The 21,248-nt window shown below is 73.2% G+C and carries 23 protein-coding genes and 1 pseudogene; 16 read left to right on the plus strand and 8 right to left on the minus strand.

The window, feature by feature from the left end; translation table 11 throughout:
- The first annotated feature begins 452 nt into the window (after positions 1 to 452).
- The gene (locus tag PUR56_RS04850; protein ID WP_329947977.1) at positions 453 to 839 is read left to right on the plus strand and encodes a VOC family protein; all 387 of its coding nucleotides are present in this window, start codon (positions 453 to 455) and stop codon (positions 837 to 839) included.
- A 137-nt stretch (positions 840 to 976) separates the two neighbouring features.
- Positions 977 to 1,600, plus strand: a complete 624-nt coding sequence (locus tag PUR56_RS04855; RefSeq protein WP_329947998.1) for a hypothetical protein — start codon at positions 977 to 979, stop codon at positions 1,598 to 1,600.
- A 78-nt stretch (positions 1,601 to 1,678) separates the two neighbouring features.
- Here PUR56_RS04855 and PUR56_RS04860 read toward each other — a convergent pair whose 3' ends face one another.
- Together PUR56_RS04860 and PUR56_RS04865 are read right to left on the minus strand one after the other, a co-directional pair.
- Positions 1,679 to 1,912 carry a DUF397 domain-containing protein gene (locus PUR56_RS04860; protein WP_329947978.1) on the minus strand — a complete coding sequence of 78 codons (234 nt, stop codon included), beginning with the start codon at positions 1,910 to 1,912 and terminating at the stop codon, positions 1,679 to 1,681.
- On the minus strand, positions 1,909 to 2,769 hold the full coding sequence (locus tag PUR56_RS04865) for a helix-turn-helix domain-containing protein (protein ID WP_329947979.1): 861 nt from the start codon (positions 2,767 to 2,769) through the stop codon (positions 1,909 to 1,911). Before PUR56_RS04865 ends, PUR56_RS04860 begins: the two co-directional genes overlap by 4 nt.
- A gap of 297 nt (positions 2,770 to 3,066) precedes the next feature.
- Between PUR56_RS04865 and PUR56_RS04870 the strand changes: the two genes are divergently transcribed.
- From PUR56_RS04870 to PUR56_RS04880, 3 genes are all read left to right on the plus strand, one after another.
- Entirely contained in the window at positions 3,067 to 3,267 is a 201-nt protein-coding gene (locus PUR56_RS04870) for a hypothetical protein (RefSeq protein ID WP_329947980.1), read from the plus strand.
- Positions 3,268 to 3,277: 10 nt separating this feature from the next.
- Complete coding sequence (locus PUR56_RS04875; RefSeq protein ID WP_329877392.1) at positions 3,278 to 4,000, plus strand: hypothetical protein; 723 nt, start codon at positions 3,278 to 3,280, stop codon at positions 3,998 to 4,000.
- A gap of 72 nt (positions 4,001 to 4,072) precedes the next feature.
- Positions 4,073 to 4,882 (plus strand): alpha/beta fold hydrolase, encoded by an 810-nt coding sequence (locus PUR56_RS04880; RefSeq protein WP_329877394.1) that lies wholly within the window; start codon positions 4,073 to 4,075, stop codon positions 4,880 to 4,882.
- Between the two features lie 83 nt (positions 4,883 to 4,965).
- On the opposite strand, the gene PUR56_RS04885 is transcribed toward PUR56_RS04880, so the two are convergent.
- On the minus strand, positions 4,966 to 5,466 hold the full coding sequence (locus tag PUR56_RS04885) for a winged helix-turn-helix transcriptional regulator (RefSeq protein WP_329947981.1): 501 nt from the start codon (positions 5,464 to 5,466) through the stop codon (positions 4,966 to 4,968).
- A 106-nt stretch (positions 5,467 to 5,572) separates the two neighbouring features.
- Here PUR56_RS04885 and PUR56_RS04890 point away from each other — a divergent pair, with 106 nt between their 5' ends.
- Entirely contained in the window at positions 5,573 to 6,241 is a 669-nt protein-coding gene (locus PUR56_RS04890; protein WP_329947982.1) for an NAD(P)-binding domain-containing protein, read from the plus strand.
- A 170-nt stretch (positions 6,242 to 6,411) separates the two neighbouring features.
- On the opposite strand, the gene PUR56_RS04895 is transcribed toward PUR56_RS04890, so the two are convergent.
- Positions 6,412 to 6,915, minus strand: a complete 504-nt coding sequence (locus tag PUR56_RS04895; protein WP_329877400.1) for a beta-class carbonic anhydrase — start codon at positions 6,913 to 6,915, stop codon at positions 6,412 to 6,414.
- A 520-nt stretch (positions 6,916 to 7,435) separates the two neighbouring features.
- Here PUR56_RS04895 and PUR56_RS04900 point away from each other — a divergent pair.
- Together PUR56_RS04900 and PUR56_RS04905 are read left to right on the plus strand one after the other, a co-directional pair.
- On the plus strand, positions 7,436 to 7,981 hold the full coding sequence (locus PUR56_RS04900; protein WP_329947983.1) for a putative immunity protein: 546 nt from the start codon (positions 7,436 to 7,438) through the stop codon (positions 7,979 to 7,981).
- 137 nt (positions 7,982 to 8,118) lie between these two features.
- Positions 8,119 to 8,616 (plus strand): tetratricopeptide repeat protein, encoded by a 498-nt coding sequence (locus tag PUR56_RS04905; protein ID WP_329947984.1) that lies wholly within the window; start codon positions 8,119 to 8,121, stop codon positions 8,614 to 8,616.
- Positions 8,617 to 9,009: 393 nt separating this feature from the next.
- Here the strand turns inward: PUR56_RS04905 and PUR56_RS04910 are convergent, their stop codons facing one another.
- Positions 9,010 to 9,624, minus strand: a complete 615-nt coding sequence (locus PUR56_RS04910; RefSeq protein ID WP_329947985.1) for a hypothetical protein — start codon at positions 9,622 to 9,624, stop codon at positions 9,010 to 9,012.
- A gap of 428 nt (positions 9,625 to 10,052) precedes the next feature.
- Between PUR56_RS04910 and PUR56_RS04915 the strand changes: the two genes are divergently transcribed.
- On the plus strand, positions 10,053 to 11,780 hold the full coding sequence (locus PUR56_RS04915; RefSeq protein ID WP_329947986.1) for a serine/threonine-protein kinase: 1,728 nt from the start codon (positions 10,053 to 10,055) through the stop codon (positions 11,778 to 11,780).
- A gap of 128 nt (positions 11,781 to 11,908) precedes the next feature.
- Here PUR56_RS04915 and PUR56_RS04920 read toward each other — a convergent pair whose 3' ends face one another.
- Positions 11,909 to 12,697, minus strand: coding sequence for a TetR/AcrR family transcriptional regulator (locus PUR56_RS04920; RefSeq protein ID WP_329877410.1), 789 nt, complete (start codon positions 12,695 to 12,697; stop codon positions 11,909 to 11,911).
- Positions 12,698 to 12,801: 104 nt separating this feature from the next.
- Between PUR56_RS04920 and PUR56_RS04925 the strand changes: the two genes are divergently transcribed.
- From PUR56_RS04925 to PUR56_RS04935, 3 genes are all read left to right on the plus strand, one after another.
- Positions 12,802 to 13,824, plus strand: a complete 1,023-nt coding sequence (locus PUR56_RS04925) for an ATP-binding cassette domain-containing protein (protein ID WP_329947987.1) — start codon at positions 12,802 to 12,804, stop codon at positions 13,822 to 13,824.
- Positions 13,824 to 14,705, plus strand: a complete 882-nt coding sequence (locus PUR56_RS04930; protein ID WP_329947988.1) for an ABC transporter permease — start codon at positions 13,824 to 13,826, stop codon at positions 14,703 to 14,705. Before PUR56_RS04925 ends, PUR56_RS04930 begins: the two co-directional genes overlap by 1 nt.
- 90 nt (positions 14,706 to 14,795) lie before the next feature.
- Complete coding sequence (locus PUR56_RS04935) at positions 14,796 to 15,782, plus strand: aldo/keto reductase (protein WP_329947989.1); 987 nt, start codon at positions 14,796 to 14,798, stop codon at positions 15,780 to 15,782.
- A gap of 175 nt (positions 15,783 to 15,957) precedes the next feature.
- Here PUR56_RS04935 and PUR56_RS04940 read toward each other — a convergent pair whose 3' ends face one another.
- Positions 15,958 to 16,593: a DJ-1/PfpI family protein gene (locus tag PUR56_RS04940; RefSeq protein ID WP_329947990.1), complete on the minus strand. Its 636-nt coding sequence runs from the start codon at positions 16,591 to 16,593 to the stop codon at positions 15,958 to 15,960.
- A 71-nt stretch (positions 16,594 to 16,664) separates the two neighbouring features.
- On the opposite strand from PUR56_RS04940, the gene PUR56_RS04945 reads away from it, so the two are divergent.
- From PUR56_RS04945 to PUR56_RS04955, 3 genes and pseudogenes are all read left to right on the plus strand, one after another.
- Positions 16,665 to 17,618 (plus strand): helix-turn-helix domain-containing protein, encoded by a 954-nt coding sequence (locus PUR56_RS04945; protein WP_329947991.1) that lies wholly within the window; start codon positions 16,665 to 16,667, stop codon positions 17,616 to 17,618.
- 66 nt (positions 17,619 to 17,684) lie between these two features.
- Entirely contained in the window at positions 17,685 to 18,287 is a 603-nt protein-coding gene (locus tag PUR56_RS04950; RefSeq protein ID WP_329947992.1) for a TetR/AcrR family transcriptional regulator, read from the plus strand.
- A gap of 115 nt (positions 18,288 to 18,402) precedes the next feature.
- Positions 18,403 to 18,894: pseudogene (locus PUR56_RS04955) on the plus strand (DUF4188 domain-containing protein); the annotation flags it as partial.
- A 263-nt stretch (positions 18,895 to 19,157) separates the two neighbouring features.
- On the opposite strand, the gene PUR56_RS04960 reads toward PUR56_RS04955, so the two are convergent.
- Positions 19,158 to 20,015 (minus strand): SCO6745 family protein, encoded by an 858-nt coding sequence (locus PUR56_RS04960; protein ID WP_329947993.1) that lies wholly within the window; start codon positions 20,013 to 20,015, stop codon positions 19,158 to 19,160.
- 411 nt (positions 20,016 to 20,426) lie between these two features.
- Between PUR56_RS04960 and rpe the strand changes: the two genes are divergently transcribed.
- Positions 20,427 to 21,110, plus strand: coding sequence for a ribulose-phosphate 3-epimerase (gene rpe / locus PUR56_RS04965; protein ID WP_329877426.1), 684 nt, complete (start codon positions 20,427 to 20,429; stop codon positions 21,108 to 21,110).
- The last annotated feature ends 138 nt before the right edge of the window (positions 21,111 to 21,248 follow it).

A 21,248-nucleotide genomic window follows, 5' to 3' on the forward strand; every position in this document is an offset into this window, starting at 1 on the left:
GCGTCAAGTGGTCGGTTCCATCTGCCGATTGCCGCGAGGCTGCATGTTTGAAGTTCGCCGGAATCTGGTTGGTGGCGGAATGGGGGAGATGGTCCGATTCGGGCGGATTCTGTCGATGGGGGTGGTTGTTGCGACGTGAGGTGCACGCGACAGCGCTGGTCGGAGACGCTGCGCCCGCAGCCCGCGGAAACGTGAACGGGGCATTGCGGCAGCATGTCGCCGACTCGGCGTCGGGATGGCCCGCTGCCCGACCGAACGTTAGGTATGCCCCTTTGGGCAGTACGCGATCAAGTGGCGCGGGCCGGTGCGGCGGGGAGATCGCGTCGCCGGCCGGGGCGGCCCGTGTCGTTGGCCGGGCGGGGCCGGGACACCCGGTTTCATGGTCGGAACGCCTAAGCCTCCCTGGGTGCGCCGTGACGCGGTGGCTCAGGCCCGATGTCCCGGAGAACCCCATGAGGATCCACCTGACCAGCGTCTTCGTCGACGACCAGGACAAGGCCCTGCGCTTCTACACGGACGCGCTGGGCTTCGTGAAGAAGACCGAGGTCCCCGTGGGTGCGGACCGCTGGCTGACCGTCGTCTCGCCGGAGGACCCGGACGGGACCGAACTGCTGCTGGAGCCCGACGGCCACCCCGCCGTGAAGCCGTACAAGACCGCGCTGGTGAGGGACGGCATCCCGGCCGCCTCGTTCGCGGTCGAGGACGTGCCCGCGGAGTTCGAGCGCCTGCGCGCGCTCGGGGTGCGGTTCACCCAGGAGCCGCAGGAGATGGGGCCGGTCACCGTCGCGGTCCTCGACGACACCTGCGGCAACCTGATCCAGATCACCCACCACGCGTAGGGACTCGGCCGGCACGGGAAGTCGGCGGGTCCGACTTCCCGTGCGCGGGGGGAGTGCGTGGCGCGTTCCGGGGGTTCCCGCCGGGTGCGCGTCGGTCCGGACTATGCTGCGGACGGACGTGTACGGAGGGGGAGTTGATGCGGTCCGAGGGCGGGGAGGATCCGGGGTTTCTGCCCGATCCGGAGGGGCTCGACGAGGAGGGGGCCTGGTCGGAGTTCGCGGAGGACGTGCCCCGTCCGGCCTCCGGGCGGGTGGGGCCGCTGTCGTGCCTGGCGTTCGTGGTGGCCGTCGTCGGGTTGGTGGCGGGAGGCGTCGTCTGGGTGCTCCAGGACCAGTTGTTCCACCCGTTCGGGGACACCCGGGCGTGCAAGGGCAGTGACACCATGCTGCCGCCGGTCATCTCGGCCGGGGGAACGGCGCTCCCCGCCGACGCCTCGGACATCCACTACTTCACCAGGGCCGGCGTCGCCCGAGTCTCCTTCCTGAGTGACCGGATGCCGGACCACCTGCGCCGTGCGGGGTTCGTCACGAAGGGGACGTCCCTGTTCGACAGGGGCGACGGCGGAAGTTCGTACGGTCTGGGGCCGGACGAACGCGAGCTGCCCGAGGGGCTCTGCGGCCCGGCCCTCAGGGGGCCGGCCTGGCGGTACGACAGGCCGGGCCCGGGTACGGCGGTCACGTTCACGGTCGAGGGTTCCCCCGTCGACGGCAACGCCTTCCGTGCCCCGGCCCGCGTCGTCGCCTCCTTCGGCGTCGGTTGAGTCGGCGCAGGTTGGGTCGGGGCAGGGGCCGGCGCCGCCGAAGGCCCTGCCGGGGTGGGTAGGGCCTTCGGTCGTCGGTCAGGCGGTGAAGTCGGGGGAGCCGCTCGTGATGGCCTTGGCGAAGGCGGCCCACTCGGCCTGGTCGAAGGCAAGGTGGGGGCGGTCGGGGTTCTTGTCGTCGCCGAGCCAGACATCGCCGTTGGGGAAGCGGGCGATGATCACGCAGGAGCCGTTGTCGTCGCCGGAGAACGGGGACTTTGTCCAAACGGCGTCGGCGGGGTTGTGGTCGTACGGGTCGTGCTTCTCGCTCACGTGATCTCTTCCAGCCTGCGCTCAAGTGCGGCGATGGTCTCCTCCGGTGACAGCGCGCACGCCTTGACGCGGGCAAAGGCCCGTTCGGCACGGCGTACATCGCGTCCCGTTCTACGCGGGAGCGTACCGCCGACGGCTTCGATGAATACGAAGCCATTTTCGAGGTCGTCGGGGAATCTCATGAGTACGAGTCCTGAAGTCAGGATCCCCTGGCGTCCGGCGCTCAGAGGGACCATCCGGATCGTGACGTTCGGACGCTGCGCAACCTCGATGGTGTGGCGGATCTGCGCGATGAGCGTGTCTCGGTCGCCTGCGACCAGGAGCGTGACCTCCCCGAAGTAGGTCTCCAGATCGAGCGGATTCTCGTCGGCCAGGCGACGCTGCCGCATCATTCGAACTTCGGCTGCGGTCTCGATCTGCTCGTCATTGGGTGCGCTGAGGCCGGCGGCGATCATCTCCCGCGCGTAGCTTTCAGTCTGGACAAGCCCTGGAAAGGCGGATGGGAAGTACTCCAGCATGTGCGAGGCGTCGGCCTCGAGTGCCAGGTACTCGGCGAAGGCTGCCGTGATGGAGTTCGCGAAGTCGAGGTTGCGCCACCACTGCTTGGGCGGGCCGCTGCCGAGGAGGTTCTCGTAGTACTCGCGGTCCGCTCCTCCGACTCCGTAGTAGTCAAGGAGTGTGGCGAGGTCCTGGGGACCGACAGGCTGGTCGGCTCGCTCCATCTTGCTGAGCCTGGCGGCGCTCCAGCCCTTCAGTCCGCGCGTCACCTCCAGGAGCTTCTTGTTCTGATCCAGTCGTAGGGCTCGCAGTTCGTCGCCGAGTCTGATCTGCCGGATCGCGGAGAGGTCAGTGGTCAAGTGGGTCCCTCCCTTCGGATGTTGATGAACAGTCTTGCTCTGTTCTGCGGCGGCACTCAAGCGCCCTCAAGATCCACCTATTTTCTTCGGCTTTCTGTTGTGTTTTCGAATCAAGGAGACCCACACTCAACGTGACTGTATGAGAATGCTTCTGACCGAGCGTCCGGCGATCGATGGTCCGTCGGCTCGCCTTCGGCTTCGGTGTCGTGATCAGGCGGGGGGTCGGCAAGCGGGTGTGGGTGCGGGTCCTGCTCGACGAGCGAGTCAATCCATCTCCGGAGATCCGGAGTTGACCCCATGTCCAGAAGCGGTGACCGGCCTGCCCCGGTCGAGGTCGCCGCCGCGGGGCTCGGGTCCCTCGCCTCCTCCCTCGCCTTCTCCCTCGTCGATCCGCCCTCCGCCGGCCTCATCCGGTGGATGACGTTCGCCACTGCCGTGAACCGGGAGACCCGTTGGTCCGACGACTTCCTCGACACCCGCCGCCACGACAGGGAGTGACACCCGCCCCATGCACCCCGCTGCCATCGCTTTCCAGGACCCCGGCCGCCTCCACGCGCGCTGCGAGATCGCCGGCGTCCGGCGCCTCACCTTCCAGCCCGGGTACGAGAGCTCCGTCGTCCTCCCCGACGGCGCCTGGGAACCGCTTCCGGCCGGCTACCCCGAGCGGTTCGCGCCCGGCCTCCTCACCCGGGACGGCGGGCTGGTCGAACTCTTCCGGCTCCCCGACTCGGTCGTCGACATCCGCACCCTCGCCACCCTGGTGTACGGGCTGGGCGACCCCTTCCCCGTCACCCTCGGTGAGACCTGCGACGCCCCCGGCCTGCCCGTCACCCACGTCAGCCCCGACTCCGGCCTCCGTCCCGGCCTCCACGTCGACAACCACCAGAGCCTCGCGTACGCCGACCGCGAGACCGCCCGTCGACGCCTCTGCGTCAACCTCGGCCCCGGCAGCCGGTACGTCCTCCTCGCCGACACCGACATCAAGTCCGTCTGCCGCACCGTCCACGACCGCTACGAGAGCCACCGCCCCGCCACCTCCGACCTGGGCCTCTACGTCACCCTCCGCCGCCCCCTGCGGGTCCTGCGCCTGCGCATCGACCCGGGTGAGGGCTGGTTCGCGCCCACCGCCGTCCTCCCGTACGACGAGTCGACCGACGGCCAGACGCAGCACTCCGTGACCGCGTCCTGGCTCGGCCACTGGGAACGCGGGGTCTTCGGTCCGCTGATCTGACCGGTTCGACCGGGTGTGTCACGCTGGGGGGTGGGGCGGGGCTGGAGCACGACCGAGGTCGGGAGGCTCGCGATGGCCGAGATCAGGGTGAACGGGGTGTCGCTGTACTACGAGACCCGGGGAGCCGGGCCCGGCCTGGTCCTGGTCCACGGGTCGTGGACCGACGCCGACAGCTGGGCGCGCGTCCTGCCCGGTCTCGCCGAGCAGACGACCGTCGTCGCCTACGACCGGCGCGGGCACAGCCGCAGCGAGGACCTCCTCACCCAGGGCTCCGTCTACGAGGACGCCGCCGACCTGGCCGGCCTGATCCGGGGCCTCGGGCTCGCGCCCGCGTACGTCTGCGGCGACTCCTACGGTTCGCTCGTCGCCCTCCGCCTGGCCGCCGCCCGGCCGGACCTGTTGCGCGGCGTGGCCGTGCACGAACCGCCCGCCACCGGGGTGCTGCTCGCCGACCCCGAGCTTCGTCCGATCGGGGTGGCCTTCGCGGAGCGGATCAGCGCCGTCCGGGAGCTGCTGGAGCAGGCGGAGTCGGCCGCGGCGGCCGAGCTGTACGTGGACACCATCGCCCTCGGCCCGGGGGCGTGGGAGCAGCTGCCCGCGCCGGTCCGGCACACGTACATCCGCAACGCGCCCACGTACCTGGACGAGCTTCGCGACCCCGACGCGCTCGACCTCGACCTCACGGCGCTGAACCGCTTCACCGAACCCGTGCTGCTCACCCAGAGCGACGACAGCCAGCCGATGTACGGCGAGGTGCTGGACCTGATCGATCTCTCGCTGCCCAAGCCGGAACGCCATCTCTACCACGGCGCCGGTCACGCTCCGCATCTGTCGCAACCCGAGGAATGGGTGCGGGTCATGCTGCCGCGCGTCTTGGGGTGAGGCGCGCGGTGGGGGCGTGCGGGGCGGGGTTCACGCCCCAGGGGCGTCGTGGGCCGGTCGTGGGCCGGTCGTGGGTCGTCGGCTCACGCGGGCGGGGAGCGCCGGGCGGCGCGGTCGGCATCCTCGGTCGCGAAGCGTTCCTGCGCCGCGAGGACGGCGTCGCCGTGGACGGCGGACCAGGCGCCCAGCGCCCGGATCGGCCCGATCAGGGCCGCACCGGCCGCCGTCAGGGTGTAGTCGACCCGGGGCGGGCTCTCGGCGTAGCGCCGGCGCTCGACCAGCCCGTTGTACTCCAGCCGCCGCAACGCGTCGTTCAGCACCTTCGGGCTGATCCCGCCGATCCGGGCGAGCATCGCGCGCGGGCGCATCGGACCCTGCTCGCCGAGGACGTAGACCACCACGCTGTCCCAGCGGTTGGCGATCACCTCGAAGGCGATCCGGGCCCGGCAGTCGGCCGCGAACACGTCTCCACCGAGGTCGTCCGGTCCCTCAGGCCCGGCCGCCCCGACAGCCCCGGCCGTCCCGGCCACTCCGACGGTCCCGACCGGTCCGTGCAGGCTGCGCAGGCTCTCGGCGTCTCCCATACGCACATCCTGCCGGTCCATTGCCTACCGGATGGTGCGTATCGGCCCGCCTAGGGTCCGGGGTGCGGCAGTCGGCCGCCATCGGGACAGTGGTGGGGAGCACGGTATGCGGATCGGCATTCTCGGAACGGGCGCCATGGCGGCGGGCCTCGGCGGAGCCTGGGTGCGGGCCGGACACGAGGTCGTGGTGGGCGGGCGCAACCCCGGCGCGGCAGCGAGGACGGCCGCCCGTATCCGGGCCGTCGGCAGCGGCGGCCCGGCGGACGCGGCACGGTTCGGCGAGGCGGTGCTGGTCGCCCTGCCCGCCGAGGTCGCGGCCGGGGTGGTGGCAGGGCTTGCGGGGGACCTGGCCGGCCGGACCGTCCTCGACTGCACCGTGCCCATGGCCCCCGGCTCGGGCGGCCCGGTCCTGACCACGGCCGGCGGTGGCGACTCCATGGCGGTCCGGCTCGCGGCCGCGGCGCCCGGCGCCCGGGTGGCCAAGGTGTTCGGCATCTGCCACGAGAGCATCTGGACCATGCCGCGCCCGGCCTTCGAGGGCGTGTCGCTCACCGTGCCCTTCTGCGCGGACGCGCCGGCCGCGGCCGAACTGGTCACCGAGCTCGTCGCGTCGATGGGCTGTACGGCCGTCCGCTGCGGGGGACTGGAGCGGGCGGCACTGCTGGAGGCGGCGGCGGTGTTCGCGATCGGCGTGTGGTGGGACGGCGGCGAGGCCCGACACGCCTTCCCGGCACCGCCGTTGGCGCCCGGCGCGGTGGACGACGAGCAGGTCTGATCCGGGACGGCGGGGACGGGGCCGGCCCGTGCAGGGCTCACCGCTTCGGGGAGGTGAGCCCTGCACGGGCAGCTCGATCCGGCCCGTCCGCCCGGCAGGCCGACGACACGGCACCACCGACGACACGGCACCGCCGGCTCCACGACCTGGGGCAGGGCCCGGAGCACGGTCTACAGCACGACCTCCGCGAGCTTGCCGGTGGCCACGTCGAAGACGAAGCCGCGCACCGCGTCCGTCTTCGGGACGAACGGGCTGCTCGTGATCCGCGCGATCGACTGCCGCACGTCGGTCTCCAGGTCGGCGAAGGCCTCCGCGGCCCACGGCGGCTTGACGCCCGTCTCCTCGCGGATCGACTCCCGGAAGGCGTCGTCCCCGAAGGTCAGCATGCCGCAGTCGGTGTGGTGGATGAGGATGATCTCCTCGGTGCCGAGGAGTCGTTGGCTGATGGCCAGCGAGCGGATCGCGTCGTCGGTCGCGACGCCGCCGGCGTTGCGGATCACGTGCGAGTCGCCCTCGTTCAGGCCGAGGACGCCGTAGACGTTCAGTCGGGCGTCCATGCAGGCGAGCACGGCGGTCCGGCGGGCCGGGGGCAGCGGCAACGGGCCCTCGAAGCCGGAGGCGTAGGCGCTGTTGTTGTGGAGGTAGTGCTCGGTGGCGGAGTTGAACGCGGTCATGGGTGTCCCTTGAGGGAAGGATGCGAACGGGGAAGGGGAGGGCACCACGGGGCGGAGGCGTACGGGCCTCGACGCCCGGACCGTGCGGCCGGAGGAGGCGGGCGCGGTCAGCGGCCGGCGGGACAGCCCGCGCCGGCGATGTAGCCGTAGTCCACATGACGACGGCGGACAAGCTCGGTCATACGGCGACGGTAGTGCGCCGCACGGGCGCGGCGCCACGGCAATGCCCAAACCCCACCCGAACGAGGGGAGTTCGCGGCCCGGCCGCGGATCGCCGACCGGCGTGGACGCCGTGACCGCGTCGACGTTCGGTGACCGTCCGTCAGTTCCGCCCGTGGTCTCACGCGGACTCGTGCTGGATTCACGCGGCCTCACAGGGCCCTGCGGGGCCCCTCCCTCACCGACCCTGACACGGCACGGTCGGTGAGGGAGGGGCCCCGGAGCGGAGAGAGCCTGGCGTGGCCGGCCGCGTCCGCACAACCCGGGCGACACGGGAGGGCGGAACCGGCAGGATGAACGGATGAACGAGGTCATCATCAGCGACGAGGACCGTCGCCTTCTCGGGCTCTGGACCGCCGACTGCGCCGAACGGGCGTTGGCGCTGTTCGAGGCCAAGGCCCCGGCCGACACCCGTCCGCGCGAGGCGATCGAGGGCGTCCGCACCTTCGCCCGCGAAGGGAAGCGGACGGCGCTCCTGCGCGCCCAGGCCCACGCGGCGCTCGCTGCCGCACGCGAGGTCGACGACCCCGCCGCCGCGGCCGCCGCCCGGGCCGCGGGCTACGCGGCGGCGTCCCCCTACATCCACCCGCTGGCGACTCCGCACCAGGTGAAGCACGCCTTGGAGCCCGCCACGCACGCGGCCCTCGCGTGCGAACTCGCGGCGGCCGACGGGGGCGACGTCACCACGGACGCCGTCACCGACGTCGGTGACGCGGAGATCCGTTGGGCGATCGAACACGCTCCGCCGGCCGTCCGCGAGCTGGTGGGCCGGTTCCCGGAGTGCACCCCCGGCCGTACCCGCCCGGCCGTACTCCGCCGCCGCCTCGACGAGGCCCTGCGCACCTGACCGCGAGGTGCGGTGCCGCCGCCGGGCCGCCCGGACTCCCCGTCGGGAGCCCCGTCCAGGACCCCGGTCCGGCGATCCGCCGGGGGACCGGCCCGGAGGTGTTGCGGTCCGGGTGGCGCCGTGGCAGCGTGCGGCGGATGGACGACGAACAGCACGGGACGGCCCTGGCACAGGCGGTGCGGCTGCGCGAGGAGGGGACCCGGCAGGCGTGCGAGCAACTGATCGCCCTGTCGGACCGCTACCCGGAGGACGCCGCGATCGCGTACCAGGCGGCATGGGCGCACGACGCCCTCGGCCTGGAGGCGGAGGCCGTCCCCTGCTACGAACGGGCGTTGGGCGCCGCGGGTCTGTCGGAGAGCGAGCGTCACGGGGCACTGCTGGGGCTCGGCAGCACCTACCGGGTGCTGGGCCGCTACGAGTCGTCGCTTCGGACGCTCCGCCGCGGTCTGGAGGAGTTCCCCGGGGACGCCGCGCTCCGGACCTTCCTGGCGATGGCGCTGTACAACGTCGGCGAATCGCGGGAGGCGGTGCGGACCCTGCTCCAGGTGACGGGGGAGACCAGCGCGGACCCGGGCGTACGGAAGTACCGTCGGGCGGTCGGGTACTACGCCGACCACCTGGACGAGACCCCGTAGGAGCGGCGGGGCTCCGGACGGCACTGGCCGGCATCACCAGCATCGGCCGCGGCGCGCTCCTCGCGGCGCGCACCGGTCGTGACACGTTCAGCGACGGCGACGGCGTCTACCGGCCGAGCACGCTGCTCAAGATCACCGAGAGCGGGGACGGCTACCTCGGAGTCATCGGCCTCGCGGTCGACCCCGACCACGACGGCACGTAGGCCCCCGGCGGGCACGTTTCCCGGCCGGGAGACGTGCCCGCCGAACTGGCAGATGCGGGGACCTTGCCGCGATGCTCGTCCGAAGGACTGCCGTCGTCCACGTGCAGGAGCCGAGCGTGCAGGACCGGACCAGGGCGGCAGCGGTCCGCACCTCCGGGCCGGATCCTTCCCGCAGATCGGACAGGCGGCGTCAGGGCGTGAACGGGAGCGGTTGGCAGGCACAGGTCGCGATCCGATCCGCGAGTTCCTCGTAGGCGACGGGCTCGCCACAGAGCCGCCGCACGGAGGCCAGGCCCAGGCTCGCCTGTCTGGTGGCCTCCACGAGAGGGCGGGAGACGACGTAGAAGCCCCACTGGCCGGTGTCGAGCGGGTCGTAGTCGGCGTGGGTGAGAGCGGTATGGAGAGCGAAGACGTAGATGTCGGCGTTGTAGGACTGCTCTGCGGCGCCACCGTCCTCGGGATTCCAGGCGCGCCCGCGCAGCCGGGAGAAGCGAATCTCCGACAGCCGGGGCTGGCCCCAGGCCTGGAGGTAGGCGCTGGTCTTGACCTCGACCTTGAGCCCGTCTGGAGTCAGGACGTCGAAGCTCTCCCACGCCGTGGTGTGTGCCACGGCGCCGACCGCCCTGTGGACTAGGAATTCGGCGAGCAAGCCCCGGGTGGTGTTGGTCCGGAGGTCGGGCATCGCGTAGCGCCAGAAGTCCAGCACCGTACCGACATCCATGCCTCGGAACGCCTCGTTGCCGTCGAGTGGCGTCAGCTCGGCCGGGGTGTGCCAGTCGTCGGGGGTGGCGGAGTCGGAGAGCACGTCCCCAGCCTGACACAGGAGGCAAATAGAGAGGGCACGCTGAGGGGCAGCACACGAAGTCTCCGGTGCCGAGACGTCGATGTGCCCTCCCTGCTGGAATCCGGCACCACCCCGGAGCCCGCCGGGAGCCAATGGCGAAGCCCGGGAAGCCCTCCCCGGAGGAGAGTTCGCGCCGGTCGTCCGTAGCGGTGCCCCGGCCGGGGAGGACCAGCACGCCGTTCATCGTCACGATGCAGGTCCGCGGGCCGCCGGTCCGGGCATCGGCGGACCCTCGGCCTCCACAGGCCGGGCCGGGTGCGGTAGCTCGACCTCCGGCAGGCCGCGCCCACGATCCTCGACACGTCACCGTACGCGGCAGTGGTCGCGGGCGGAAACGATTTGACGACGCGGACCCGGGGAGGAGCTTCGGTGCCGCTAGGGTGACCTCCGTGACAGGGGTGAACGGGGCACTGGTCGGGGGTCGCTACCAGCTGCGGGAGTTGATCGGCCAGGGCGGCATGGGGCGGGTCTGGCGCGGCTGGGACACCACCCTGGGACGTGACGTCGCCGTGAAGGAGGTGCTGCTCCCGCAGGGCGTCACCGAGGCCGAACGCGAGCAACTGGTCCAGCGCGTGCTGCGCGAGGCGCGGGCCGCCGCGCGGCTCAACCACCCCGGGATCATCACCGTGCACGACGTCGTCGAGCACGAGGGCGCGCCGGTGATCGTGATGGAGTTCGTCACCGGTGTCTCGCTGGCCGCCGCGATCTCGCGGGACGGCGCGCTGCCGTTGTCGCGGGTCGCGCTGATCGGCGTGGCGATGGTCAAGGCGCTCCAGCAGGCCCACGCGGCCGGCATCGTCCACCGAGACCTCAAGCCGGACAACGTCCTGCTGATGGGCGACCGCGTCATCCTCACCGACTTCGGCATCGCGCACATGGCGGACGCCACCACGGCGCTCACCCGTACCGGCGCGGTGATCGGCACGCCGGCCTACATGGCCCCCGAGCAGTTGGAGGGGAGGCCGCCGGCGCCCGCCAACGACCTGTGGTCGCTCGGCACGACGCTGTACGCGGCGGTCGAGGGCGAGACGCCGTTCAGCGGGGACACGTTCGGGGCGCTGTGCGTGGCCGTGGTGACCAAGGAGCCGCGCCCGCCGCTGCGGGCGGGCGGGCTGACGCCGTTGCTGGGCGCGCTGCTCGCCAAGGACCCGGCGCAGCGGCCGACGGCGGAGCAGGCGCTCGCCGCGCTGGAGTCGGTCGTACGGGCCGGTGCGGGGCTGGTGACGGGGCCGGTCCGGCCGGTGGAGCCGACGCCGACGGCCCTGGGCGGGTCGCCGTCGCCGCCGTCGTCCGGCGCGTCGTCAGGGGCGCCGGCGGGCGGGTGGCAGTCCCGGGCGGCGGGCGGGGCGTGGGTCCCGGCGCAGCCGTCCGCCGTACCGGCGGTGACGGCGGGCCCGCCGGCGCAGCCGTTCGACGGTGCCGTCGGCGCGCCGACCGGAGCGTTCGGTGGTTACGGAGGCGGCTACGGGGGTGGCTACGGGGGTGGTTACGGCGGCGGTGCGGGTGGTTCCGGCGGTGGTCACGGCGGCGGGCCGGGTGGTTACGGTGGCCACGGCGTGCCCGGTGGCTACGGCGGCCCGAACCAGGGCTACGGGACGCCCGTCCCGGGCTACGGCGCGCCCGCCGAGGGCTACTCCGCGCCGGCCCCGGGCCACGGCACACCTGTTCCCGCCACCGCCCCCACCGCGACCCCGGCTCCCGCCGCCGCCGACCGTCCGGTGCCGCATCCGGCGTCGGCGATGCTGGTGCGCTTCATCGGCTGCATGGCGCTGATCTGGATCGTCGGGTCGACCCTGCCGTGGAACTACCTGGACCTGGTGGACCGGGACTTCGTGCCGGTCGCCCTCGGCGTCACGGCCGCGCTGGCCCTCGTGCACGCGGTCCCGCGTCCGCGCTGGCACCCGATGGCCGTCTGGGCGGTGGCCGTCGTCGCCGACGTGGGGCTCTGGTGGCTGACCGGGTCGCTGCTGGAGTACTGGTTCGGCTACTGGGAGACCGGTTTCGGTTCCCTCCCGTGGCAGATCGCCGTCAACATGCTGATCCTCGGCACCGGTGCCTGGCTGCTCTGGCTGGTGGTCCCGGGAAGCCGTCAGCGGCCCGCCCGCAGCCGGAGCTGACGCCCTGCCGGCCCGCACGCGGCCGGGCCGTACGCTCGCGGCCCGCATCCTGTCGGCCCGCACCCTGCCCGCCCGCACCCTGCCGGAGCTGACGCCCCGGCAGGGTGCGGGCGGGCCGCTGCGCGCGGCTACTCCTCCGGTGGTGCGAGGACGGCCGTGATCACCCGGTTCAGCGCCCGGTCGAAGGTCGCGTCCAGGTCGCTCGCGGGCGGCCCGGTGGTGGCGAACGCGGCGGCCAGGTGCGGGTATTCGCCGCTCCCGGCGGCGCGGGCGAGGTAGCCGACGAGGTCGGTCTGCCACTGGGCGCCGGCCGCCGCCGTCCGCTCGTACTGCGCGTACTGGCAGATGAACCCGTTGAGCAGCGCCAGGGCCTCCATGCGTGTGCCGCCGTCCAGGCCGCTGGGCTCGGTGACGGCGAGGAAGTGGTCGGTGTAGCGCAGCGCGTTCGGGCCCAGGCCCGGGCGGGCGATCACCAGGGCGGGAAGCCAGGGGTGCCGGCGCAGCGCGGCGAGCTGCTCGTGCCCGAGCCTGTGGAGGTCGGCGCGGCAGTCGCCGGTCGGGGTGAGGGTGCTGTAGTCGTACTCGCCGACGGCGGCGTCGAGCATCAGGTCCAGCAGGTGTTCCTTCTTCGGCACGTAGTTGTAGAGCGACATCGTGCCCGCTCCGAGCGCGGCGGCCACCCGGCGCATGGAGACGGCGTCCAGACCCTCGGCGTCCGCGACGACGATCGCGGCGGCGGCGATCGACGCGCGGCTGTGGGCGGGCCGGGGGCCGCGTCCGGTGCGCTCGGGGCGCAGCCAGATCAGCTCGGGTGCCTCGGCGGGCAGGGGGGCGGGTGTTCTGCCGCCGGGGCTTTCGGGTCGGCTCGCGGGTCGTTCGCCGGTCCGGTGTCCGGACGGCGGATTGCTGGTCGGCACTGATTGATCACCTCGGTTCCCCATTTTAGATACGTACGGCGTACGTAGTACGATGCGCTCACGCTCGCTTCTGCGTACGCTGTACCTAGTGAGAGGGAAGAGCCATGTCCGACACCAGTCGGTCCACCACCGCCGTCGAGATGATCGGCGTCGAGAAACGGTTCGGCGCCACCCGCGCCCTGCGCGGCCTCGACCTGGTCGTCCCCGCGGGCACGGTCTGCGGCCTGCTCGGCCCCAACGGCGCCGGCAAGACCACCGCCGTCCGCGTCCTCGCCACCCTCGTCGCCCCGGACCGGGGCGCCGCCCTCGTCGCCGGCCACGACGTGGTCCGCGAGCCCGAGGCCGTCCGCCGCAGCATCGGCCTGGCCGGCCAGCACGCGGCCGTCGACGAGGGCATCACCGGCCGCGACAACCTGCGCCTCCTCGGCCGGCTGCACCACCTCGGCGCCCGCGCCGCCCGGGCCCGCGCCGACCGGCTGCTCGACGACTTCGGCCTCACCGGGGCCGCCGACCGGCTCGTCCGCACCTACTCCGGCGGCATGCGGCGCCGGCTCGACCTCGTCGCCAGCCTGGTCACGGCGCCGCCCCTGCTCTTCCTCGACGAACCCACCACCGGCCTCGATCCGCGCAGCCGGCAGCAGATCTGGTCCTTCGTGCGGGAGTTGGCGGACGGCGGGACCACCGTGCTGCTCACCACCCAGTACCTGGAGGAGGCCGACCGGCTCGCCGACACCGTCGTGGTCGTCGACTACGGCGCCGCCATCGCCACCGGGCCGCCCCGGCGGCTCAAGGCGGCGATCGGCAGCAGGATCTCGGTCACCCTCGCCGACCCCGACCGGCTCGGCCGGGCCGCCGTGGTCCTGGCGGCGCTCGCCGGGACGGGGGACGTGCGGGTCGACCACGTCGAACGGACGGTCGAGGCCGTCTCGCGGCCGGGTGTGGAGGTGCTGCTGCCCGGGCTCGTACGGGAGCTGGACGCGGCGGGGGTGGTGGCGCTGGACGTCGCGCTGCGCCCGCCGTCGCTCGACGACGTGTTCCTCGCGCTCACCGGGGGCTCCGGAGGCGCCGCCGGTGCCTCCGGAGCGGCGGTCGAGGGCGCCGCCGGGACCGAGGGGAGGGCCGCCTGATGGCCGCCGCGACGACGCCGCCCGCCCGGCCCGCCGCACCCGCGTCGGTGATCCCGCCCGCCGCGGTCCGGCTGGTGTCCGACACCTGGTCGTCGATGCTCCGCGTCCTGCTCAACTACCGCCACTCGCCCGGGCTGCTGGCCGTCTCGCTCGCCGTTCCGGTGGTCATGGTGGTGGTGTTCGGCTACGTGTTCGGCAGTGCCGTCCGGCTCCCGGACTCCTCGTCCGGCGGCGTCGGCGGCAGTGGCGCCGGCGCCGGGAGCTACCGGGAGTTCCTGATGCCCGGCCTGTTCGCCCTGGTGGCGGTCAACGGCATCATGCCCACCATGATCGGCGCCGCCCGTGACGTCGGCCGCGGCGTGACCGACCGGCTCCGCTCGATGCCGGTCTCGCGCACCGGCCTGCTGCTCGGCCAAGCCCTCGCCGACCTGCTGATCAGCGCGCTCGTCCTCGCGCTCCTGGCCGCCGTCGGACTCGCCGTCGGCTGGCGGATGCGCGGCGGACCGGCCGACGCCGCAACGGCGTTCGGGCTGCTGCTGCTCTTCCGCTTCACGATGACCTGGCTCGGCCAGCTGCTCGGCCTGGCCGTGGGGAAGGAGGAGGCGGCCGGACAACTCGCGATCGCGGTCTTCCCGTTGGCGATGGTGACCAACGCCTTCGTGCCGACCGGCGGGATGCCCGGCTGGCTGCGGACCGTCGCCGACTGGAACCCGATGAGCGCGGTGGTCCAGGCCGGCCGCGAGCTCTTCGGCAACCCGTCCGCGCCGGGCTCCGCCTGGCCGATGCAGCACGCCGGTCTCGCCGCCGTGCTCTGGTGCGGTGCCCTGCTGGCGCTCTGCGGTCCGCTCGCCGTAAGGAAGTTCGCCACCCACGGCCGGTGATCGACCGGGTGTGCGAAACCTGCGGTACCCGGGTGTCACGATACGAAATGTGCTGGACACCACAGCCGGTGCGTCGGAGGGTTGGGCCCCATGGAGTACACCCACCTCGGCCGCACCGGCCTGACCGTCTCGCGACTCTGCCTGGGCACCATGAACTTCGGCCCGCACACCGAGGAGCCCGACGCCCATCTGATCATGGACAACGCCCACGAGCGGGGCATCAACTTCTTCGACACCGCCAACGGCTACGGCCGTGACGCCGAAGGCAACCACAAGGGCCGCACCGAGGAGATCATCGGTCGCTGGTTCGCCCAGGGGGGCGGGCGACGGGAACGGACCGTGCTCGCCACCAAGGCCTATGCCCCGATGGGTGACTGGCCGAACGAGGGCAGACTCTCCGCCCTGGCGATCCGCCGCGCCGTCGAGGCCAGCCTGCGCCGGCTCAACACGGACCACATCGACCTCTTCCAGATGCACCACATCGACCGGGACACCCCGTGGGAGGAGATCTGGCAGGCGATGGAGGTCCTGGTCGCCCAGGGCAAGATCATCTACGTCGGTTCCAGCAACTTCGGCGGCTGGCACATTGCCCAGGCCCAGGAGGCCGCCCGCGCCCGGCACTTCCTCGGCCTGGTCAGCGAGCAGTCCCTCTACAACCTGCTCGACCGCACCATCGAGCTGGAGGTCGTCCCCGCCCTCCAGCACTACGGCCTCGGGCTCCTCCCCTGGTCCCCGCTCCGCAGCGGCGTCCTCAGCGGTGCCCTGCGCAAGGAGCGCGAGGGCGGCCTGGTCCGCGGCGCCCTCCAGCACGCCGGCGAGATCCTCGACGCCAACCGCGACCGCATCCAGGCCTACGAGGACCTCGCGGACGAGATCGGGGAGCACCCCGCCGACCTCGCCCTCGCCTGGCTCCTCAGCCGCCCCGCCGTCACCGCCCCCATCGTCGGCCCCCGGACCCTGACCCACCTCGACGCCGCCGTCCACGCCCTCGACGTCAAGCTCGACGACGACCTCCTCGCCCGGCTCGACGACCTCTTCCCCGGCCACAAGCCGGCCCCGGAGGACTACGCCTGGTAGGCCCGTCGGATGCGTCCGTCGGCTGCGCCCGGCTGCCGTGAGTCGTCGGCCGTTCGGGCGCGCGCAGCGGACCGCACGGTGCCACCCCGCAGGCCGCAGGTGCCCGCGGGGTGGCCCGGTCGCGCCCAGGAGGGCCGGCCGTACGGCCGGTGCGCCGTGGCTCGGCGCGGGTGCCTCAGGTGCGGACCTCGGACGCGTGGTCGGTCCGCCAGGTGTATTCCATCTGGCGGGCGGTCCGAAGGGCGAGCTGCCGGCCGAAGAGCCGGCCCACGATGTGCAGGGCGGCGTCGATGCCCGCGCTGATCCCCGCGGAGGTGACGATGTCGCCGTCGTCGACCCACCGTTCGTCGGTGCGCACGTCGATGCGCGGCCGGCGGCGGGCCAGCTCCTCCTGGTCCTCCCAGTGGGTCGCGGCCGGTCGGCCGTCCAGCGCCCCGGTGGCGGCCAGCAGGAAGGCCCCGGTGCAGATGCTGAACGTCAGCGCCGACGTCCGCCGGCGCCGGTCCAGCCAGTCGACGACGTCCGGGTCCGCCTCGACGGCCGTGGTGACGCCGCCGGGGATCACCAGGACGTCGAAGGGCGGATCGTCCCGGAGGGTGTGGTCCGCCACGATCGTCAGCCCGCCGCGGGCGCGGACCCGGCGGTCGGCCGCCGCGACCGTCACCACGCGCAGCAGCGGTTCGTCGTCGGCCGTCCGGGCCAGCCGGCCGGCGGTGCTGAAGACCTCGAAGGGGCCTCCCGCGTCGAGGACCTCGACCTCGTCGAACACGAGCATGCCGAAGGTGAGGGGAGCAGGGGCGTCAGGTTGCATGCCCCAAGGCTCGGACCTCGTGGAGGCACCCGACGAGTGCCGGAAACGGCACGCACCGCTAGGATCCCGTCGTGCGCCACCACCGGATCGCCTGCCTCGCCTTCGACGGGATGGCACCGTTCGAGCTCGCCACGGTCGCCGAGGTGTTCGCGGTCTCCAGGCCGGAGCTGGACGTGGACCGGTGGTACCGGTTCGAGGTCTGCGCCGAGGTGCCCGGGCCGCACCGCGTCGTGGGCGGCTTCGACATCGTGGTGCACCACGGCCTGGACCGCCTCCGCCACGCCGACACCGTCATCGTCCCCGGGGTCCCGGACGTGCGGCGCGACGTCTCCCCGGTGGTCCTGAAGGCGCTGCGGGACGCGCACGCGCGCGGCGCGCGAATGGTCTCCATCTGCGGCGGCGCGTTCGCCCTGGCCGCCGCGGGCCTGCTGGACGGCGGCACGGCGACCACGCACTGGCGGCACGCCGCCCTGCTCCAGGAACGCCATCCGGAGGTGACGGTCGACGCGTCGGTGCTCTACATCGACAACGGATCGGTGGTCACCGCCGCCGGCACCGCCGCGGGCATCGACGCCTGTCTCCACCTCGTCCGCAGGGACCACGGCCCCGACATCGCCGCACGCGTCGCCCGCCGCATGGTCGTGGCCTCGCACCGCGAGGGCGGGCAGGCGCAGTTCGCGGAGCGTCCGGTGAGTCCGGCGCCGTCCGACGACCCGATCGGCAGCGCCATGCGGTACGTGCTGGACAACCTCCACCGGCGTCTCACCGCCGGTGAACTGGCCGGTGTCGCGCACCTGTCGGTACGGCAGTTCGAACGGCGTTTCGCCGCCGTGGCCGGTCTGCCCCCGGGGCGCTGGATCACCCGGCAGCGGGTCCGGGCCGGCGCGGAGCTGCTGGAGTCCACGGACCGGCCTATCGACGCGGTGGCCGGTCGTGTGGGCCTGACCGTCGCGGGCTTCCGCCACCACTTCCGGGAGACGATGAGCGTCAGCCCCTCGACCTACCGGCGCCAGTTCCGGCGCTGAGCGGTGTCCGCTCCGTCTCCGGTGGCCGGTTGGACCTCCTGGTGGGTAGCTGGTAGCACTGCGGACATGACGGAGAGGCCCGCGGGGCGGGGGACTTACCACCACGGGGCGCTGCCCGAGACGCTGGTCGGGGTGGCGTTCGACCTGCTGGACGAGCAGGGGCAGGACAAGATCAGCATGCGGGAGGTGGCGCGCCGGGCCGGGGTTTCGGCGGGGGCGCCGTTCCGTCACTTCGCGGACCGGCAGGCGCTGTTGACGGCGGTCGCGGACCGGGTACTGGCGGACTTCGAACGGTGGCAGTGGGCGGAGGTGGAGGGCAGCGAGGGGGCGGCGCTGCGGGCGGTCGGGCTGGGCTTCGTCCGGTACGCGATCCGGTACCCGCACCGGTTCGAGCTGGTGCGGTCGCGGGTGTTCGCGGCGTCCAGGCACCCGGAGCTGCGGGAGCGGCTGTCCGGGATCGACCAGGCGTACACCGAGGTCATCGTCGCGGACCAGGAGGCCGGGCGGCTGCGGCCGGGTGATCCGGCCCTGGTGGGGCTGGCGGGGCAGGCGCTGGTCTACGGGCTGGCGCAGATGATCGCGGACGGGTACCTGCCGGCGGAGAAGGCCGAGGAGCTGGCCGCGCAGGTGCTGGACACCTTCGGCCGGGGCGTCGCCAACCTGCCCTGAACGCAGGGTTGTTGTGCTTGCGCAGAGGGTTGACCGGGCTGGTGCGCGCTGATGTAATCACTGCTCACATGAGGGCCGACGACTGCGCCGACGGCGCGGGGAACCGGGGGCAGACGTGTTCGCGAAACCGAGGCCGGGCTACACCACCTCCGCTGCGACCGGGGACACCGTGGTCCTCCTCATCGGCATGCGGATCAACCGGTTCTGGGCCGTCCACCACTGGGGCCCCGTGATGCTGGCGATGTTCCGGATGCTCTACGAACTCGCCGGGGACCCGGGCCGCGGGCTGCGCGGCCGCATCCTGCTGACCGCCTCGCCGCGCACGTACTACGTCGTCCAGTACTGGGAGTCGAAGGAGAGCCTGTACCGGTACGCGGCCGCGCCGGACGCCTTCCACCACCGGGCCTGGGGGATCGTCAACCGCAAGCTGAAGGCGGGCCGGGTGCGGGGGCACGTCGGGCTCTGGCACGAGACGTACGTCGTGCCGGAGGGGTCGTACGAGTCGATCTACTTCGACATGCCGCCCTTCGGGCTGGCGGGCGCCACCGGGGTGCTGCCGCTGGAGAACCGGGGTCGACGGGCCAAGGACAGGTTCGCCTTCCGGTCGGCGCCCGAGGGGGCGCGGACGGCGCCCGGGGGCGCGGCGGGGGCGGAACCGGCGGCTGAACCGGCGGCGGGCTGCCCGGTGGCGGAGACGCCTGTGGTGGCGTCGGCCCCGGCGGGTTCGGGGGCGTCGATGGTGGCGAGCCCGGTGGCGGAGGCGCCTGTGGGGGCCGGCCCGGCGGAGAAGGCGGCTCCGGGCGACGGAACCCCGCGGTAGCGGCAGTCCGTCCGGTGGCCGCCGCGGCGCCCACCGGACGGACCCGGGGGTCAGGCGGTGGCGGCCGGGAGCCCGATCGGGTTGATCGGGGGCAGTGCGGTGCGACAGAGCGTCGAGATCGGCTTGAGCGCCGCGACGAGCCGGTCGAGTTCGGCGCGCGGGTTGTTCTCCCACACCCGGGCGGCGGCCAGGTCGGTGGCCGCCTCCAGCGCCTGGTGCCGGATCCGGCCGCACTCGGTGATGGTGCCGCGTTCGGTGATCCAGCCCCGTTCGATCAGCCGGGCGGAGGCCGCGTCCCACTCCTCGTCCGTCCAGCCGCGCAGCGGCTGGAGCACCTCGCGCCGTACGTCCAGGGCGCAGCGCACCACCAGGGCCTCGCAGCCGTCCAGTCCGGCGGAGACCAGCGCGGCGACGTGCCCGTCGCCCCGGTGCTCGCGCATCACCGTGGCCGCCTGCCAGAGCCGCCCGTACAGACCGGCCGGGCGGGGGAGGGCGGCGTTGGCGGCGGCCAGGACGCGCCCGGCGCAGTCGAGCCGGGAGACGGCGGTCTCCAGCAGGTCGGCCACCAGCTCCACCTGGGCCGGCTTCACGTGCTCCAGCAGCCGGGTCAGGGCCGCCGAGGCGCCCTCGGCGCGGGCGGCGAGGGCGGTGTCCGGGTCGGCCAGCTTCCAGATCGCGGGGAGGGCGCGCTCGATCGGCGCGGGTGCGAAGTTGAAGAACGCGGCGATCACCGGCGGCGCGTCGACCTCGCCCAGCGGGGCGGCGCGGCCGCCGAAGTAGCCGCGCGCGACGCCGTGGAGCCCGGCCGCCTCGAACGCGGCGCGGCCCTCCGGCGTGAAGTAGGTGACGGCGTGTACGGGCTCGAAGAGCCACCAGAGGGCACGGGCGGGGTGGACCAGATCGGCCAACGGAAGACCTTCCTCGGAGGGCGCGCAGGGAGCGCGGGGGAAACGGGGAGGTACAGGGAGGTGCGGGCGGTACTGGTGGTGCCGGCGTGACCGGTGGTTCTGGCGCTACCGGGCGGTGCGGGGTGGAGCAGGTGGTACACGGAGGGGTCGGCGGGGACGCGGCGGGGTGGTACCGGTGCAGGTGTCGCACCGTACGGGGGTTGTCGTACAAGGCTGATGACCACGGCGGCGGTCACGATAACCCCCTCGGGGGTGTGATGAGGGTCACGGGGAGGTCTCGTTGGTGACGCCCCTGCGACGGAGCGCGAGATGATGGGGCGAGGCGCCCGGTCCGGGTGCCCGAACCCTCGCAGGACGACCCTCGCACGAAGGCCCTCGCACGAAGGCAAGAAGAGGTAGGTACCAGCCCCCATGGCGCAGATCAACCCCAGCATCCTGTCAGCGGACTTCGCCCGGCTCGCCGAGGAGGCCGAGGCCGTCAGGGGCTCGGACTGGCTGCACGTCGACGTGATGGACAACCACTTCGTGCCCAACCTGACGCTGGGCGTGCCGATCGTCGAGTCGCTCGCCCGGGCCACCGACATCCCGCTCGACTGCCACCTGATGATCGAGGACCCGGACCGCTGGGCCCCGCAGTACGTCGAGGCCGGCGCCGGTTCGGTCACCTTCCACGTCGAGGCCGCCGCCGCGCCGATCCGGCTCGCCCGCGAGATCCGGGCCAAGGGCGCCCGCGCCTCGATGGCGCTCAAGCCGGGCACGCCGATCGAGCCGTACGAGGACCTGCTGCCCGAGCTGGACATGCTGCTGATCATGACCGTCGAGCCGGGCTTCGGCGGTCAGGCGTTCCTGGACATCATGCTGCCCAAGATCCGCCGCACCCGGGAGCTGATCGCCAAGCACGGGCTGGAGCTGTGGCTCCAGGTGGACGGCGGCGTGGCCGCGAGCACCATCGAGCGCTGCGCCGAGGCCGGCGCGGACGTCTTCGTGGCCGGCTCGGCGGTGTACGGCGCGGAGGACCCGGCGGGGGCGGTCGCCAAGCTGCGGGCGCTGGCGGACGGGGCGACGGCGGACGCCTGGTGGGCCTGCGGGCACTGAGCGGGTGCTGGGCGGTCGCTGACCTGTCGTTGCGCGGTCGCTGAGCGGGGCGCCCGACGGTGCCCGGGCGCCGGGTGCCGAGCCGTCCGGTGCCCGGCGGTCCGGCGCTCTGCCCTCCGTCGCTCCGCCGTCCGGCCG

This window comes from Streptomyces sp. BE303, from assembly GCF_036290945.1.
In the GTDB taxonomy this organism is placed as follows: domain Bacteria; phylum Actinomycetota; class Actinomycetes; order Streptomycetales; family Streptomycetaceae; genus Kitasatospora.

What these genes read in the sequence shown, in the direction of transcription:
- PUR56_RS04850 (WP_329947977.1), top strand. Translation starts at nt 453, where the DNA reads ATGAGGATCCACCTGACCAGCGTCTTCGTCGACGACCAGGACAAGGCC.
- PUR56_RS04905 (WP_329947984.1), top strand. Translation starts at nt 8,119, where the DNA reads ATGGACGACGAACAGCACGGGACGGCCCTGGCACAGGCGGTGCGGCTG.
- PUR56_RS04925 (WP_329947987.1), top strand. Translation starts at nt 12,802, where the DNA reads ATGTCCGACACCAGTCGGTCCACCACCGCCGTCGAGATGATCGGCGTC.
- PUR56_RS04935 (WP_329947989.1), top strand. Translation starts at nt 14,796, where the DNA reads ATGGAGTACACCCACCTCGGCCGCACCGGCCTGACCGTCTCGCGACTC.
- PUR56_RS04890 (WP_329947982.1), top strand. Translation starts at nt 5,573, where the DNA reads ATGCGGATCGGCATTCTCGGAACGGGCGCCATGGCGGCGGGCCTCGGC.
- PUR56_RS04895 (WP_329877400.1), bottom strand. Translation starts at nt 6,915, where the DNA reads ATGACCGCGTTCAACTCCGCCACCGAGCACTACCTCCACAACAACAGC.
- PUR56_RS04940 (WP_329947990.1), bottom strand. Translation starts at nt 16,593, where the DNA reads ATGCAACCTGACGCCCCTGCTCCCCTCACCTTCGGCATGCTCGTGTTC.
- rpe (WP_329877426.1), top strand. Translation starts at nt 20,427, where the DNA reads ATGGCGCAGATCAACCCCAGCATCCTGTCAGCGGACTTCGCCCGGCTC.
- PUR56_RS04875 (WP_329877392.1), top strand. Translation starts at nt 3,278, where the DNA reads ATGCACCCCGCTGCCATCGCTTTCCAGGACCCCGGCCGCCTCCACGCG.
- PUR56_RS04930 (WP_329947988.1), top strand. Translation starts at nt 13,824, where the DNA reads ATGGCCGCCGCGACGACGCCGCCCGCCCGGCCCGCCGCACCCGCGTCG.
- PUR56_RS04950 (WP_329947992.1), top strand. Translation starts at nt 17,685, where the DNA reads ATGACGGAGAGGCCCGCGGGGCGGGGGACTTACCACCACGGGGCGCTG.
- PUR56_RS04880 (WP_329877394.1), top strand. Translation starts at nt 4,073, where the DNA reads ATGGCCGAGATCAGGGTGAACGGGGTGTCGCTGTACTACGAGACCCGG.
- PUR56_RS04900 (WP_329947983.1), top strand. Translation starts at nt 7,436, where the DNA reads ATGAACGAGGTCATCATCAGCGACGAGGACCGTCGCCTTCTCGGGCTC.
- PUR56_RS04885 (WP_329947981.1), bottom strand. Translation starts at nt 5,466, where the DNA reads ATGGGAGACGCCGAGAGCCTGCGCAGCCTGCACGGACCGGTCGGGACC.
- PUR56_RS04870 (WP_329947980.1), top strand. Translation starts at nt 3,067, where the DNA reads ATGTCCAGAAGCGGTGACCGGCCTGCCCCGGTCGAGGTCGCCGCCGCG.
- PUR56_RS04855 (WP_329947998.1), top strand. Translation starts at nt 977, where the DNA reads ATGCGGTCCGAGGGCGGGGAGGATCCGGGGTTTCTGCCCGATCCGGAG.